Annotated in this window: 13 protein-coding genes and 1 pseudogene; 8 read left to right on the top strand and 6 right to left on the bottom strand. The window is 69.2% G+C overall.

Features of this window, described 5'->3' with window-relative positions:
* Positions 1-244: 244 nt before the first annotated feature.
* The 3 genes and pseudogenes from ACFRMN_RS16190 to ACFRMN_RS16180 all read left to right on the top strand — a co-directional run bounded on the left by ACFRMN_RS16190 (position 245) and on the right by ACFRMN_RS16180 (position 1,627).
* Positions 245-436 carry a hypothetical protein gene (locus ACFRMN_RS16190; protein ID WP_383019382.1) on the top strand — a complete coding sequence of 64 codons (192 nt, stop codon included), beginning with the start codon at positions 245-247 and terminating at the stop codon, positions 434-436.
* Positions 437-452: 16 nt separating this feature from the next.
* A pseudogene (locus ACFRMN_RS16185) lies at positions 453-556 on the top strand (IS5/IS1182 family transposase); the annotation flags it as partial.
* A 585-nt stretch (positions 557-1,141) separates the two neighbouring features.
* On the top strand, positions 1,142-1,627 hold the full coding sequence (locus ACFRMN_RS16180; protein ID WP_383019379.1) for a hemerythrin domain-containing protein: 486 nt from the start codon (positions 1,142-1,144) through the stop codon (positions 1,625-1,627).
* A gap of 558 nt (positions 1,628-2,185) precedes the next feature.
* Here ACFRMN_RS16180 and ACFRMN_RS16175 read toward each other — a convergent pair.
* Positions 2,186-3,235, bottom strand: coding sequence for an aldo/keto reductase (locus ACFRMN_RS16175; protein WP_383019376.1), 1,050 nt, complete (start codon positions 3,233-3,235; stop codon positions 2,186-2,188).
* Positions 3,236-3,357: 122 nt separating this feature from the next.
* Between ACFRMN_RS16175 and ACFRMN_RS16170 the strand changes: the two genes are divergently transcribed.
* Positions 3,358-3,909 (top strand): TetR/AcrR family transcriptional regulator, encoded by a 552-nt coding sequence (locus tag ACFRMN_RS16170; protein WP_383019373.1) that lies wholly within the window; start codon positions 3,358-3,360, stop codon positions 3,907-3,909.
* Positions 3,910-4,108: 199 nt separating this feature from the next.
* On the opposite strand, the gene ACFRMN_RS16165 is transcribed toward ACFRMN_RS16170, so the two are convergent.
* The 4 genes from ACFRMN_RS16165 to ACFRMN_RS16150 all read right to left on the bottom strand — a co-directional run bounded on the left by ACFRMN_RS16165 (position 4,109) and on the right by ACFRMN_RS16150 (position 8,162).
* Positions 4,109-5,026: a helix-turn-helix transcriptional regulator gene (locus ACFRMN_RS16165; protein ID WP_383019371.1), complete on the bottom strand. Its 918-nt coding sequence runs from the start codon at positions 5,024-5,026 to the stop codon at positions 4,109-4,111.
* 47 nt (positions 5,027-5,073) lie between these two features.
* Positions 5,074-6,087 carry an aldo/keto reductase gene (locus ACFRMN_RS16160; RefSeq protein ID WP_383019368.1) on the bottom strand — a complete coding sequence of 338 codons (1,014 nt, stop codon included), beginning with the start codon at positions 6,085-6,087 and terminating at the stop codon, positions 5,074-5,076.
* A gap of 386 nt (positions 6,088-6,473) precedes the next feature.
* Entirely contained in the window at positions 6,474-7,820 is a 1,347-nt protein-coding gene (locus ACFRMN_RS16155) for an MFS transporter (RefSeq protein ID WP_383019365.1), read from the bottom strand.
* Between the two features lie 102 nt (positions 7,821-7,922).
* Complete coding sequence (locus ACFRMN_RS16150; protein WP_383019363.1) at positions 7,923-8,162, bottom strand: hypothetical protein; 240 nt, start codon at positions 8,160-8,162, stop codon at positions 7,923-7,925.
* Between the two features lie 3 nt (positions 8,163-8,165).
* On the opposite strand from ACFRMN_RS16150, the gene ACFRMN_RS16145 reads away from it, so the two are divergent.
* The 3 genes from ACFRMN_RS16145 (at position 8,166) to ACFRMN_RS16135 (ending at position 12,254) form a co-directional block, all read left to right on the top strand.
* A complete protein-coding gene (locus ACFRMN_RS16145) occupies positions 8,166-8,588 on the top strand; it encodes an acetylxylan esterase (protein WP_383019360.1) in 423 nt (140 codons plus the stop codon).
* Positions 8,585-9,952, top strand: a complete 1,368-nt coding sequence (locus ACFRMN_RS16140) for an ABC transporter substrate-binding protein (RefSeq protein ID WP_383019357.1) — start codon at positions 8,585-8,587, stop codon at positions 9,950-9,952. Before ACFRMN_RS16145 ends, ACFRMN_RS16140 begins: the two co-directional genes overlap by 4 nt.
* A 64-nt stretch (positions 9,953-10,016) precedes the next feature.
* Positions 10,017-12,254 carry an alpha-galactosidase gene (locus ACFRMN_RS16135; protein ID WP_383019355.1) on the top strand — a complete coding sequence of 746 codons (2,238 nt, stop codon included), beginning with the start codon at positions 10,017-10,019 and terminating at the stop codon, positions 12,252-12,254.
* A 150-nt stretch (positions 12,255-12,404) separates the two neighbouring features.
* Here the strand turns inward: ACFRMN_RS16135 and ACFRMN_RS16130 are convergent, their stop codons facing one another.
* Positions 12,405-13,013 carry a TetR/AcrR family transcriptional regulator gene (locus tag ACFRMN_RS16130; RefSeq protein WP_383019353.1) on the bottom strand — a complete coding sequence of 203 codons (609 nt, stop codon included), beginning with the start codon at positions 13,011-13,013 and terminating at the stop codon, positions 12,405-12,407.
* Positions 13,014-13,160: 147 nt separating this feature from the next.
* Between ACFRMN_RS16130 and ACFRMN_RS16125 the strand changes: the two genes are divergently transcribed.
* A complete protein-coding gene (locus ACFRMN_RS16125) occupies positions 13,161-14,192 on the top strand; it encodes a ketopantoate reductase family protein (protein ID WP_383019350.1) in 1,032 nt (343 codons plus the stop codon).
* The last annotated feature ends 87 nt before the right edge of the window (positions 14,193-14,279 follow it).

Here is a 14,279-nt window from a genome sequence, read left to right as displayed (position 1 = left end):
GTGCCGCTCCAGTGGAGCGATCACGCCTGTGATTGAGCGGCGCCGCCGGTGCTCGCGGCGAGTTTTCATCCGCCCCCGCGCCACGGCGAGTGCCGGTCCGCGATGTCCGCTCGACCGTTCCTCCCTTCGCCCAGCCTGTCAGCTCACCACGGGTTGCCTTGAAACCGGCTCCGGTCAGGTACGACCAGCTGTTGGGATGTCAGCGACGCGCGCGACTGTCAGCGAGCATCCGACCAGTACGGGAATGGGCGAAGCCCGCGACCGCTCGACCACCCCACCGCCGCACGCCGGCCGCTATCTCATCGGCGCCGCCACCAGCGACCAGCAGGTCTATCCCGAGGACAACGTCCTGACCACCAAGACCGTGCAGGGCAACGACGGCGTGTACGGCGCAAACTCACCGCGACCGCGCCCGCCCCGGTACTCAAGTCGCTGACCGTCTCGCCGAACCCAAGTCGGCCTCCAAGACGCACATCTTGTCCGATGCGCAGGGGCTCCCCCCTACACATCGGACTCTCCGCCGCCAACACCCACGACAGTCAGGCGCTGAAACCGATGCTGTGCCACGTCCACAGGGGACACGAATCCCACACGCCCGAATCCAAGCCCCAACGCCCGCACACCGACGGGGTGTGCGACGTCCCTCATCTGTGGAGATGGCTATGGGGTGAACGCACTCGATGATCTCCACGCCGAACTCACGGGCCACCCAACCCAGCTCCCCAGTGTGTCAGCGAGGGCGTGCGCTGCCCGATCAGTTCCACCGCGTCCATGACCGCGGGAACTTCTCGAACCGCGTCCACTCATTGCAGGCGGTGCCCACCGAGACGGCAACGAGACGGCAATCTCGACAGACTTTTCAACCTCCGACAACAGCGCTCCCCATCCCCGAACGCCCCCGGCCACGCTGATATGTCTGCCCGCGAAACCTAGCCCATTTACCCGCTGTGGTTTTGGGTGCAGTTCTTCTGGAGTGAAGGGGCTGAGCCGGCAGAACGCTGGGCCACGGAGCTGGTTGTAGGCGCGGGCGGGCAGCACGCTTGCCGTGGCCCCGCGTTGCGTGATCGGATTGCGGCAGCATCGCGTGCCGGTGGCGGACTGCGCCAGGCATGGAGGTGCGGAACCGAAGGGACCGCCATCCGTGGCTTCCCACGACGCCGACCGTGCAGCCGCCTTGAGCTTGCGGCTCTCAGAAGCACATCAAGAACTACGTCTCCAGATCGACGAGATCAGGACAAGTCTCGGACACCGCCGGTTGAGCGACGACGCACTTGTCACCCATTGCCTGGCCTTTTGTACCGCGTTGACGTCGCACCATCAGGGCGAGGACGACGGGATGTTCTCCCAGTTGCTGCGCGAACGCCCGGATCTCGCGACGACGGTCGCGAAGCTTGTCGAAGATCATGGAATGATCGCCGCGATCCTGTCCCGGGTGCGTGAACTCGCTGACAGGGCCGCCGAATCGCGTGGCCCGGTCCTGGAGGCAATCGGGCGTGAGCTCGACGGATTGGGGGCGATCATGGAATCCCACTTCAGGTACGAGGAGCGGACGATCAGCGAGGCGCTCGACGACCGAATACCTGACACCGACTGGCCCGACATGGTCTTCCGATTCGGTATGGCATGAGTGACATGTTGTGGGGAGGGCACTGTCGACCAGGGCGATCCACGGCCGCCTCGTACGGGGCCTCGTGCCGCATGAGAACTGGTTGAGTCCGCCGCCAAGTCCGTTCGCCGAGTAGGCCCGGAGCGCGGTGCCGGGATTGCTCCCGGTCCGTTTCTCCGGACCTCTCGCCGAGTGAAGTAGGCCGAGACTGCGACGTTGGGGACGCCGTCGCCGGGCGTAGGAGCGGTCGAAGACAGGGGGCAGCGCCTCGGAGCTGATGCCCGGACCGTGGGAGCGCGCGGACAGGGCGTACAGCGCGCGCCGCATCGAGGTATACCTGCGCGGCCGCATAATCAGTGACTCCATACCCGAGGCGCACGATCAGCGGGCTACTGAGGTCGGACTCGTGGAGTCGTAGGGGCTGACGGGCCGTAGCCCCCCGCGGTATCACCGGAGCATGCGGTATTCACAGGGTGGCGGGCCGACTGCCGAACGTCAGAAGTTCGGCCGCGACAACGGCGGCGGGCATGGCGGCTCGCGGGAGCGCCGCGCCGGGGGCTCGGCGCGGCCGGCGCGGTGTCAGACGTTGGCGTAGCCGGGGATGCCGGCCTTGATGCGCTCCATCTCGCGTTCGTCGGAGACGCCCTGGAGGTCGTAGCGGGGGGTGTAGGGGGTTTCCAGGCGGCGGGCGTCCTCGTCGGTGATGTGGAGGTCGAGGGAGGCGACGGCGTCGTCGATCTGCTGGATCGTGCGGGCGCCGACGAGGGGGGCTGCGACAACGGGGTTGCGGCGTAGCCAGGCGAGGGCGACCTGGGCGCGGGTGACGCCGCGGGCGTCGGCGATGGCGCCGACCTCGTCGATGATGACGCGGTCGCTGTCGGCGTTGGCCTTGTAGAGCATGTCGGCGTAGCCGCTGTCGGTCGCGGAGCGCTCGCCGGTGTTCGCCTGGTCGAAGGGGCGGGCGAGGCGGCCGCGGGCCAGGGGGCTCCACACCATGGTGGCGACGCCCTCGTCGGCGCAGAGCGGGAGCATCTCGCGCTCCTCCTCGCGGGCGAGCAGGTTGTAGTGGTCCTCCATGGTGACGAACCGGGCCCAGCCGTGGCGCTCCTGGAGGTGGAGGACCTTGGCGAACTGCCAGGCGTGCATGGAGGACGCGCCGAGGTAACGGGCCTTGCCGGACTTCACCACATCGTGCAGGGCTTCCAGGGTTTCCTCCAGCGGCGTGTCGTTGTCGAGGCGGTGGATCATGTAGACGTCGACGTAGTCGGTGCCGAGGCGGCGCAGGCTGTTGTCGATCTCGGACATGATCGCCTTGCGGGACAGGCCGCCGCCGTTGGGGCTGCCGGGGCGCATGGCGTGGCGCACCTTGGTGGTGATGACGACATCGTCGCGGTTCGCGAAGTCCTTCAGCGCGCGGCCGAGGATCTCCTCGCTGGAGCCGTAGGAGTACATGTTGGAAGTGTCGAAGAAGTTGATACCCGTTTCGAGGGCGTGCTTGATCAGGGGACGGCTGGTCTCCTCGTCGAGGGACCAGACGGGATGGCCGCGGTCGGGGTCGCCGTAGGTCATGGCGCCGATGGCGACCGGGGAGACGTCGAGGCCGGTGCGACCGAGCTTGATGTAGCGCACGGTGGGGCTCCTACAATGAGGGATAGGAGTAAGCGGAGAAGTCTCCGGTTAGCTTCTGAAACATTAACGGAGACGTCTCCGCTTCGCAAACGGGCGGCCGCCCGTAGCCCAGGAGGTAGCCCATGCCCGACGCCGCGCCGCAGCGCTCCGACGCGCTGAAGAACAGGGAGGTGATCCTCCAGGTCGCCCACGACGCGTTCGCCGAGTCCGCGGGCGCCTCGCTCAACTCGATCGCCAAGCGCGCGGGCGTCGGCCCCGGCACGCTCTACCGGCACTTCCCGACCCGCGAGGCACTGATCCTGGAGGTCCACCGGCACGACATGGGCCGCCTCGTCGACTCGGTGCCGGAAGTACTCGCCACCCGTGCCCCGCTGGACGCGCTGCGGCAGTGGTTCACCACGCTCGCCGGGTACGTGCGCATCAAGCACGGCCTCGGCGAAGCACTGCACTCCGCGGCCGCGCAAGAGGTCGTCAGCGCCTCGTGGCCCCCCGTCACCGCCGCGGTCGGCCAGCTGCTCGACGCATGCGAACGCGCCGGCGAGGTACGCCCCGGCATCGACCCCATCGACGTCATCATGCTCATGAGCTGCCTGTGGCGCACCCCCGACAGCCCCGACGGCTCCGCCCAGGCCGACCGCCTGATGGAACTGGCGATCGACGGCTTCCGGCCGTAGAGCGTCCTCCGGGGCCGACACGCCACCGTGCCCCGCGAGGGGGCGAGTAGTGGTAATGACTGACGAAGTGGACGCGGTCGATCGTGATGCCACGCGCGGGGGCCGCAGCCCCCGGTCGAGGTCCCGAGTCGAGGTCCCGATCGGCGAAGGCGGTCGGCCGGGGGCGTACGCGGTGCCGTGTTCGGCGCCGTCGGGGTTCCTAAGTCCTGGCCTGACGCTCCCCGGGCGGCGCGGGCGGCTCACCGTTCCAACCGGCGAGGAGGCGCAACGCGTGTGCGGAGGAGGAGCCGGGTTCCGCGGTGTGGAGGCCGAGCGTCTGGTACGGATCGCCGTCGGGGGTGAGGGCCTCGTAGTCCAGGGCGAGTTCACCGACCAGCGGGTGGCGGTATCGCTTGCTCCCATGCGTACGGCGCAGCACGTCCTGGTCGGCCCACCAGCGGCGGAAGTCCGGGTCGCGGTGGGAGAGTTCACCGATCAGTTCGGCGAGGTGGGGGTCGTCGGGGTGACGCCCGGCGTACAGCCGCAGGGAGGCGACGGTGCTCCGCGCGGAGGCCGCCCAGTCGGCGTACAGCTCGCGGGCGGACGCGTCGAGGAAGAGATACCGGACCATATTGCGCTCCCGGTGCGGCAGCGCGTCGAAGTCGGTGAACAGGGCCCGTGCCAGGCGGTTGGTGGCCAGGACGTCCATGCGACGGCCGAGTACCACCGCCGGGATCTCGGTCAGGGTGTCAAGCAGCCGGTACAGGCCCGGTCGCACCCGCTGCGGCGGCATCGGCCGGCGCGGGGCGCGGGTGGGTCTGGCCAGGGCGAAGAGATGGCCGCGTTCCGTGTCGTCGAGCCGCAACGCGCGGGCGACGGCGTCCAGCACGTTCTCGGAGGCGTTGATATCGCGTCCGCGCTCCAGCCGTACGTAGTAATCGACGCTGACCCCGGCGAGCTGGGCGACCTCCTCCCTGCGCAGGCCCGGCACGCGGCGGCTGCCGGGCTGCGGGGGCAGGCCGGCCTCCTCGGGGGTCATCCGGGCTCTGCGGGAGCGCAGGAATTCGCGCAGCTCCGTATTGCCCCGTCCCGCATCGCCCCGTTCCGTGTTTCCTTCGGGGCCCGACGCATCGCTCATGGTCTCCAGGCTAGATCCTCCGTCCCGTCGACGGTCGGCGACAGCGGTCAGCGGCGGCGGAGGCGCTTGTCACCGATCGCGGGCGACGCGGCGAGATAGTTGTCCGCCGGGTTGATCTCGGTGCCGGGAGGCACGATCTCGTCGATCCGGTCGAGCATGTCCTCGCTCAGTTCCGCCTCCGCGCCCGCGAGCAGATCGGCGAGTTGTCCGGGGGTGCGGGGACCGATCAGTACGGAGGTGACGGCCGGGTGCGACCGTACGAACGCGAGAGCCAGACGCGTCAGCGGCATGCCCGCCTCGGCCGCGAGATCCGTGAGGCGACCGACGGCCTCCAGCCTCGTCCGGTTGGCCGGCACCGTCAGGTCGAACGCCTGCGGGGCTGTCGCCGCGCGGTGGCTCGCGGTGGTGCCCGCGCGCCCGGACAGCCAGCCGCTGCTCAGCGGCCCGTAGGTCAGGATTCCCAGGCCATGGCGCTGCGCGGTGGGCAGCACCCCGCCCTCGATCGTTCTGGTGAGGACCGAGTACCGCGGCTGCTCCGTCAGGAAGCGGTGGTGCCCGCCCCTGTGGGCCGCCCACTGGGCCTCGACCATCAGCTCGGGAGGGAACGTCGAGGAGCCGATCGCACGCACCTTGCCCTCGCGGACGAGGTCGGAGAGCGCCGCGAGTGTCTCGTCGATATCCGTGTCCGGGTCGGGCCGGTGCATCTGGTAGAGATCGATGTAATCGGTGTCGAGCCGCCGCAGGCTCCCCTCAACCGCTCGTCTGATCCATCGCGCCGAGCCACCGCGCTGATTGGCGTCCGGTCCCATCGGCAGACCGAACTTCGTCGCGAGCACCACGTCGTCGCGGCGCCCCTTGAGCGCCTTGCCGACGATCACTTCCGACTCGCCCCGCGAGTAGACGTCCGCGGTGTCGACCAGATTGACACCGGCGTCCAGTGCCGTGTGAATCATGCGGACCGACACCTCGTGGTCCGTGTTGCCCATGGCGCCGAACATCATCGTCCCGAGGGCGAACTCGCTGACCGACATGCCGCTTCCGCCAAGAATCGCGCGTCTCATCGTGTGCTTCCTGCCTTTCCGGGCCCCGGCCGGCCCGATCGCCGTGGCCGTACCTCAAGTCGACCACTCGGCGGGGGCGCGCGGCCCCGCGAGAGGGGACCGCTTGGACCGGGGGTCCAGCAGACCCCCCCACCCCACGCGTGCCCGACGGCGGGCTGGGCCCGGAAGCCGACCCAGCCCGGCCACAAGTACGCCCGATCCCTTGTACGGCATCCACCCGGGCAAGGAGATGCCGCTGAACCTGTTCCAAGGCGACCGCTACTGGAACCTGACCGGTGGCCGGACGTCGACCGCAGCGCACAGGCCACGCTCGGCGACTCCGCCCGGCTCTACCTGAGGCTCCCCGAACGCCATCCGGCGGGAGGCGGCACACCGAGCGCGGAACCTCACCCGCCTTGTACGGATGCCGACGGTTCCCACGCCCCCTCGTTGTCCGCCGCGACCGGGCCGTGATGACCGGGCGCGGCGGTGGTCGACCGGATCAGGCAGGCCACCGCGACGGCACCGGCCAGGGCCAGTGCGGCGCCGAGTATGAACGCGGAGGTGTAGCTGCCGGTGGTCTCCACGATGGCACCTGTCACGATGGGTGCCAGGATGCCCGCGAGTGTCGAGCACATCTGAACGACGCCGGCCAGACGTCCGGTGTACTCCGGTGGGACCGTGGCGATGATCAGTGCCTGGTAGTGGTAGCTGGCGAACAGGAAGAAGATCGCCACACAGACGAGCAGCAGGCCGACGGTGGGGGATCGCACGGCGGGGGAGGGGCCGAAGCAGGCGGCCACCATGACGAGGGATACGACGATCATCCACTTGCGCGGTGTGATCAGGCTGGCGCTCTTCTTGATCAGTCTGTCCGCGGTGAGCCCGCCCAGGACCAGCCCGGCCGTCGCCGCGACCCACGGGATCGTCGCTGTGCCGGCGAGGTCCGACTTGTCCATGCCGCGGGCGTCCACGAGGTACTGCGGATACCAGGTCAGGAACATGAACAGGACCCAGGAGTAGGCGAAGAAGGCGATCGCGAGAGCGATGACGTGGCGCTGCCGGACGAGGTTCCAGAATTCGGCGTGGGAGGTGCTGCCGGCCGTCCGGCTCCGGTTGGTCGCCGGTGTGTGGTCCGGTGTGTGGTCGGCGGTGATGTAGGCATGCTCCGCCGCGTCGACGCCGGGGTGGTCCGCGGGCCGGTCCCGCGCGGTGAACCACCACACCGCGCACCAGATCACACCGAGCGAGCTGAGCATCAGGAACGCCGGACGCCAGCCGAGGGTGGCGCAGATCCAGACCACGAAGGGGGTGGCGATGATGGGGCCCACGGTCGTGCCCGCCTGCGCGAGGTTCAGCATCGTCGAGGTCTGCCGCTTCGGGAACCAGTCCGCTGTGAGCTTGGCGCTGATGGGGGCCTGCGGCCCTTCGCCCATGCCGAACAGCATCCTGACGGCTATGAAGGTGGCGGCGTTCCAGGCGCCCGCTGTCAGCGGGATGGTGAGGGACCATGCCAGCATGCATGCCGTGTACGCCCGGCGTACACCGATACGGTCGACCATGAAGCCGCCGAGGAGCGCGAAGGGCGAGTACGTCCAGAAGAAGGCGCTGAGGATGAGGCCCCACACGGCGGGGGAGAAGTGGTACTCGGCGAGGATGAACGGCGCGGCGACGGACAGGGCGGTCCGGTCACCGTAATTGATCAGACACGCCAGGAAATTGAGCGCGAAGAGCCGGTAGCGGACTTTGGACATAGCGACTCCGCAGTGGTGTTCGCGCCACACGGCCCCGGGGAGTGGCCGAGCGGCGGGAAGAGAGCAGGACAGAAGGCCCTCAGGCCGGGTGAAGGACGACGCTCAGAAGACGCAGATCGGGTTCACCGGGGAACCGGTACCGCCCGGGAGCCGCAGCGGAGCCACGGTCAGCAGAAACTGATAGGCATTCAGCTCGCCGCAGATGGCGATGAGCCCGGCGAGCCTGGGGCAGTCGAGGAGAATCAGCCCCATGGACACCAGCCCGATCTGGTGCAGGGGCAGCGGTACCGCCTTGCTGGGGAAGGGGATGCGTTCGACGCAGTCGCCGCTGTAGACGGCCACTTCGTGGTCGTGCAGCCAGGGGACGCACTCACCCCGGTCGACACCGAGCTGCGCGCGGTCGAGGTGTACGACCTGACGTTCGCCGGGTACGACGGCCATCCCGTACGCGGCTGGCTGCGCCTGCCGCGGGCCCGCGACGGCCGGCTCCCGGCTGTGGTCCAGTTCCACGGTTACGGCAGCGGGCGCGGCCACCCGTACGACGACCTGCCGTGGGCGTGCGCCGGATACGCGCACCTGTTCTCGACCGGGCTCGCGGACGACATCTGCCCGCCGTCCACCGTGTTCGGCGCCTATCACGCCTATCGCGGACCCAAACGGATCACGACATGGGAGTTCAACGGGCACGAAGCCGGGGGCTCCAAGGACCTCGCCGACGCACTGGCCGTCTTCCGCGGCGCACTGGCCCCAGGAAACGAGGAACGATGACCATCCGGACCGCTCGACGCAAGCTCACCGCAGGCGTACTCGTCACCGCCCTGACCGGGCTGCTCAGCGCCTGCGGGGCGGACACGGGGTCCGCGCCGAACCAGATCAACTGGTGGACCTGGGACGACAAGCAGGCCGCCGCCTACGAGGTGTGTGCGAGCGACTTCGAGAAGGCCAACCCGGGCGTGAACGTCACGATCTCCCAGTACAACGTGGCGGACTACTTCACCAAGCTGCTCGCCAACTTCGTGGCCGGCACCGCGCCCGACGCCTTCCAGAACAGCCCCCAGTTCTTCCAGCAGTACGCCTCACTGGACCAGCTGATGCCGCTGGACGACCTCATGAAGAAGACCGGCTACGACCTCGACCGGTTCTCCACCGGCGCCACCACCTGGAGGTACACCGACGGCAAGCAGTACGCCCTGCCGCTGGACTGGTCCTCGGCCGCCCTCTACTACAACCAGGACACGGTGGAGAAGGCGGGATACACCGCCTCCGACATCGAAAATCTCACCTGGAACCCGGACGACGGCGGAGACTTCGACAAGGTGATCGCCCACCTCACCGTCGACCGCGAAGGAGTACGCGGTGACGAGCCGGGCTTCGACAAGAAGCATGTCGCCACGTTCGGCATCGGCCCACTCGGCACGAAGGACTTCACCGGCCAGACCACCTGGGCCCCGTTCTACGCCTCACTGGGCAAACACGTCGCCAACAAGCCCGCCTGGCCCACCGAGTTCACCTACAACGACCCGCGGTTCGTCACGACCATGAAGTACATCCGCTCACTCAGCGACCGCGGATTCGCCCCGCGAGACGGTGAGTTCGCCTCAGCGGGCAACACCCCGAGCGGCCCCGAGCTGGTCGGCTCGGGCAAGGTGGCGATCATGCCGGACGGCTCCTGGTCGGCCGCCCAGTACGCCCAGGTGCCCAACCTCAAGACCGGAATCGCACCGACCGTGACCGGACCCGACGGCACGACCCGCGGCACCATCTCCAGCTCCAACGGCAACAACATATGGTCCGGCACCCCGCACCCCGACCTCACGTGGAAGTGGGTCTCCTACATGGGATCCGCCGCTTGCCAGACCAAAGCGTCCGGCTCAGGCAGCTTCCTCCCCTCCATCCCGGCCGCGATGGACGCCTCAGCGCGATCCATGTCCGCCAGGGGCGTCGACCTGTCCGTCTTCATCGACCAGCAGAAGAACGGCGAACTGTTCGCCAGTCCCGCCTACGGGAACGGCACCGCGATCCAGGCCACCGTCGAGCCGCTCTTCCAGTCGTACTTCGCCCACAGCCGCGGCGAGGACGCCTTCAAGGAGATGGCGAACCGCAGCAAGAGCCTGCTGGCCGGCGAGAAGTAGGCGCACGGCGCCCCCGATGAGGCCGGACTCCCGGCCCGCACCCACAGGTTTGAGAGGACATGGCATGACCCGCACCACCACCCGGACCGTTCACCTGCGCGCGGCCGGAGTGAGCTTCGTCGTCGAGCTCTGTGACCCGCTGCCCCGGATCCTGCACTGGGGCGAGGATCTCGGTGAACTGACCGGCAGCGGCCTGGCCGCGCTGAGCCTGACGGCAGAGGCCGCCGTGCTCAACAACGCCATCGACGCGCCACGGCAGTTCACCGTCTGGCCCACCGAGGCCGACGGCTGGTCCGGCACTCCCGCACACCAAGGCCACCGCGGTGGTGCCGCCACCACCCCGCGGGTTCGTCTCACCGGCGCCGAAGAGCGTCCCGGTGAACTGACCGTCTACCTGCGGGACGAGGGCTCCGGCCTGGATCTCGCCCTCACCTACCGCCTGGACGCGTCCGGGATCCTGGGCGTCCGCACCCGCATGACCCGCCCCACCGCGACGGATGACGGCCGGCAGCTGGGACCGCACGAAGCAGCTCCGTACGATCTCACCGGCTCCACCACGATGCTCCCGCTGCCCGGCCGGGCACAGGAGATCCTCGACTTCACCGGCAAGTGGTGCCGCGAACGCTCCCCGCAGCGCGGCCGGCTTGCCCACGGCAGCCACGTCCGCGAGGTGCGCAGGGGACGCCCCGGCCAGGACGCCCCGCATCTGCTGACCGTCGGTGTACCCGGCTTCGGATTCCGCAAGGGTGAGGTCTGGGCCCTCCACGTGGCGTGGAGCGGCAATCAACGCTGGCTGGCCGAGCGGCTGCCCGAGGGCGCCGGCGCGCACTCCGGGGTACTGGGCGGCGGCGAACTGCTCGCCCCCGGCGAGATCCGGCTCGCACCCGGGGATACCTACACATCACCCGAATGCCTCTTCGCCTGGTCGGACGAGGGCCTGGACGGACTGGCGGACCGCTTCCACGACATGATTCGATCCCGCCCCCAACACCCGGCAACCGTACGCCCATTGACGCTCAACACCTGGGAAGCCGTCTACTTCGACCACCACCAGGACCGGCTGCTGGACCTGGCCGACCTCGCCGTCGCGTCCGGGGTGGAACGCTTCGTGCTCGACGACGGCTGGTTCCTCGGCCGGCGCGACGACACCGCGGGACTCGGCGACTGGACAGTGGACCGTACGGTCTGGCCGGAAGGACTCGGCCCACTGGCCGACCGGGTGCACGGCCACGGCATGCAGTTCGGGCTCTGGGTCGAGCCGGAGATGGTGAACCTCGACTCGCGGATGGCGCGTGAGCACCCCGAATGGATCCTCGGCCCGTCCGCGGGTCTCGGCCCGAGCGCCCGTCACCAGTACGTCGTCAACCTCGCCCACGAGGACGCGTTCGCCTACCTCCTGGAATCGCTGGACGCGCTCGTCACCGAGTACGCCATCGACTACCTCAAGTGGGACCACAACCGTGACCTGCACGAAGCGGTCCACCGCGCCGCGCACGGCGCCGACCGGCCCGGCGTACACGCCCAGACCAAGGCCCTCTACCGCCTCATCGATGTACTCAAGTCCCGCCACCCCGCGCTGGAGATCGAGTCCTGTGCCAGCGGCGGCGGCCGCGTCGACCTCGGCATCCTCGAACGCACCGACCGAGTCTGGGCGTCGGACTGCAATGACCCGGTGGAACGCCAGAGCATCCAGCGCTGGACCGCTCAACTGCTGCCGCCCGAACTGATCGGCTCGCACGTCGGTGCTCCCCGCGGTCACACCACGGGACGGACCACGGACGCCTCGTTCCGGCAGATCACCGCGCTGTTCGGCCACGCGGGCATCGAAGACGACCTCACCGCCAGGACCCCCGAAGAACTGGCCGCGCTGACCCAGTGGGCGGCGCTCTACAAAGAACTGCGCCCCCTGCTGCACAGCGGCCGGGTGGTCAGAGCGGACCTCGACGACGAGACGACCCTCCTGCACGGTGTCGTCGCACGAGACGCGGCCTCGGCCCTCTACTGCTGGGCCCGCACCGAGACCTCGGCGGACGGTCAGTCGGGCCGGGTCCGGCTGCCCGGCCTCGACCCGGCGCGGACCTACCGCGTCCGAATCCGCGGCGAGGCCGGGCTGCCCCTGCTGCACCAGGGCAGCGGACCTGCCTGGTACACGGCGGCGCTCGACGGCTGGGTTCCGTTCCCCGGCACCATCCTGACCAGGGCGGGCCTGCCCATGCCGACGCTCGCCCCGGGCCAGGCTCTGCTGATGGAGATCGACGAAGTCCGATTCGACCGGCGAGGCGGCGCCGGCCATCATGCGTGACCTCGCCCGCTTCGTCGGTCAGCGCCCAGTCCTCCTGCCGCGTTCGCCGGCGGCATTCGCCACAGGCGGCTGACCAGCCTTGATATCGGGCCCGGATATCTCGCTGCTCGCGGCCGCGACCCTGCTGGAGCTCCGCCGGGCGACGCGCGCTCAGGTGGCCGCGGTTGCCTGGGCGTCGCCCAGTGCCATGCCGTGCCCGAGAGCGCTCCACGCCGTCGCGAGGATGTGAGGCTGAGCCTGCGGCGGGGTGACCGCGGGGGCGTGGTCCGGCGCGGCGACGGCGAGTGTGCAGAGGGCTCCCAGGGCTCCGATCACACGGCACCAGCGTTCGAGGTCTCCCTGCCTGGGTCCCGGCAGGCCGAACATGCGACAGAAGTCTTCGCCGAGCCGTTCCAGGCCGCGCCGCAGGTGCGGCTCCTCAAGAGATGTCATGAACGCGGACACGAGGGTGATGTAGCCCGGCCTGCGCAGTGCCAGGTCGGTCAGCACGGTGAGGGCAGCCGCGTCGCGTGCCGGCCCGCAGGGCAGGTCACTGACGGAGTGAAGGGCGATGCGGGTCTGACTCCCGCATTGCTGAACTGCCCTTTCGATCAGAGCGTCCTTGCTGGTGAAACGGTTGAGGATGCCGGCCTTGGAGTAACCCGTGGCATCGGCGACGGCCTGGATCGAGGTGCCCTTCACGCCTCGGCGGGCCAGCAGCCCCGCGGCGATGTCGAGTACCTCTTCGTCGATCTCCTCCTTGGAGGGCCGGATTCTCATGCGCTCAACCTAGCGCGAGCTGACCACCCCAAACATTGACTGACCGCATCGGGAATAGTCTGACCGAATCGGTCAGTTAATCTGTGGCAGTGACCGCCTCCGCGTATCACCCCGCGGTCAGCCCCGTACCCGACACCAGGAGCACCCATGTCCAGCAACACACCGCCGACCCCCAACATCTTGATCGTCGGAGCCGGAGCGATGGGCCTCATGTCCGGCTACCACCTGCGGCTGGCCGGCGCCGAGGTGACGTTCCTGGTGCGTCCCAAGCGCGTGGAGAAGCTGTCACAGCCCCAAGTGCTGTACTCCTACGACGACGCGAGCCTGAGGCCCTTCTCCGATTACCGGCTTCTCTCGGATGTCACCGAGGTCGGCGACCGCGCCTACGACTACGTGATCGTCACCCTCGACGGCGCTTCCTCACGTTCCGCCGAGGGCACCGCCCTGCTGAGCGACCTCGGCAACGCCGTCCGCGACACCTCTGCCGTCGTCATCATCGGCGGCATCGGCCTCGGTCTGCGCCGGCACTGTCTCGACGCACTCGGCCTCGACGAGGAACGCGTCATCAGCGGAGCGCTCACCCTGCTGGCCCACCAGGTCGCGTCCGCCGACCTTCCCATCCACCCGCCCACCGACCCCGCCCTCCTGGCTCAGGCCGACATGGCCTACCGCACCATGCCCACGGGAAGCTTCACGGTCGAGGACAGGTTCCCCGCCGTCGCTGCCCGCTTTAAGGCGCTCTACGACGCCTGCGGCGTGTCGCACTGCGACATCGTCGACCACGGCCAGTTCCCGGCCCAAGTGGCCATCGTGTTCCCCATCTTCGCGGCGTGCGAGCTGATGGGCTGGCCCCCTGCGGCACAGCTCACCGACCACAAGGACACCTGGCAACTCGCCGTCGACGCGGTCCGGGACATCGTCTCCCTCGACGAGTACGGCCCCGCGGGCCGGACCATGGGGAGCGAGAGCCTGACGCGGATGATGGCGGCCTTCGAGGAGAAGGCCCTGCCGTTGGACGCGAGCGCGTTCAACGCGTTCCACCACGGCGGCAAGGTCGCACAGCAGGACCTGGAACTGCTGCGGGACCACGTCGCGGCCGGGGAGCGCGAGGGCAAGCCCATGGTGGCGCTGAATCAGTTGATCGCCGAGCTGACGGCGTTCCGCCGGCAAGCCGTCTGACGATCCACCGCGGAGCCGGCCCTCCCGGTCAGGTGCGCTCCTGCGGGGGATGAGCACCGTCTTCGGTTCGGCGGCGCCGGGTGTCGT

The organism is Streptomyces sp. NPDC056835 (assembly GCF_042789485.1).
GTDB lineage: Bacteria > Actinomycetota > Actinomycetes > Streptomycetales > Streptomycetaceae > Streptomyces.
Note: the sequence above shows the minus strand (reverse complement) of the source record. Positions and strands in the feature narration are given on the sequence as shown.

What these genes read in the sequence shown, in the direction of transcription:
- ACFRMN_RS16135 (WP_383019355.1), top strand. Translation starts at nt 10,017, where the DNA reads ATGACCCGCACCACCACCCGGACCGTTCACCTGCGCGCGGCCGGAGTG.
- ACFRMN_RS16170 (WP_383019373.1), top strand. Translation starts at nt 3,358, where the DNA reads ATGCCCGACGCCGCGCCGCAGCGCTCCGACGCGCTGAAGAACAGGGAG.
- ACFRMN_RS16130 (WP_383019353.1), bottom strand. Translation starts at nt 13,013, where the DNA reads ATGAGAATCCGGCCCTCCAAGGAGGAGATCGACGAAGAGGTACTCGAC.
- ACFRMN_RS16155 (WP_383019365.1), bottom strand. Translation starts at nt 7,820, where the DNA reads ATGTCCAAAGTCCGCTACCGGCTCTTCGCGCTCAATTTCCTGGCGTGT.
- ACFRMN_RS16190 (WP_383019382.1), top strand. Translation starts at nt 245, where the DNA reads ATGGGCGAAGCCCGCGACCGCTCGACCACCCCACCGCCGCACGCCGGC.
- ACFRMN_RS16165 (WP_383019371.1), bottom strand. Translation starts at nt 5,026, where the DNA reads ATGAGCGATGCGTCGGGCCCCGAAGGAAACACGGAACGGGGCGATGCG.
- ACFRMN_RS16125 (WP_383019350.1), top strand. Translation starts at nt 13,161, where the DNA reads ATGTCCAGCAACACACCGCCGACCCCCAACATCTTGATCGTCGGAGCC.
- ACFRMN_RS16140 (WP_383019357.1), top strand. Translation starts at nt 8,585, where the DNA reads ATGACCATCCGGACCGCTCGACGCAAGCTCACCGCAGGCGTACTCGTC.
- ACFRMN_RS16160 (WP_383019368.1), bottom strand. Translation starts at nt 6,087, where the DNA reads ATGAGACGCGCGATTCTTGGCGGAAGCGGCATGTCGGTCAGCGAGTTC.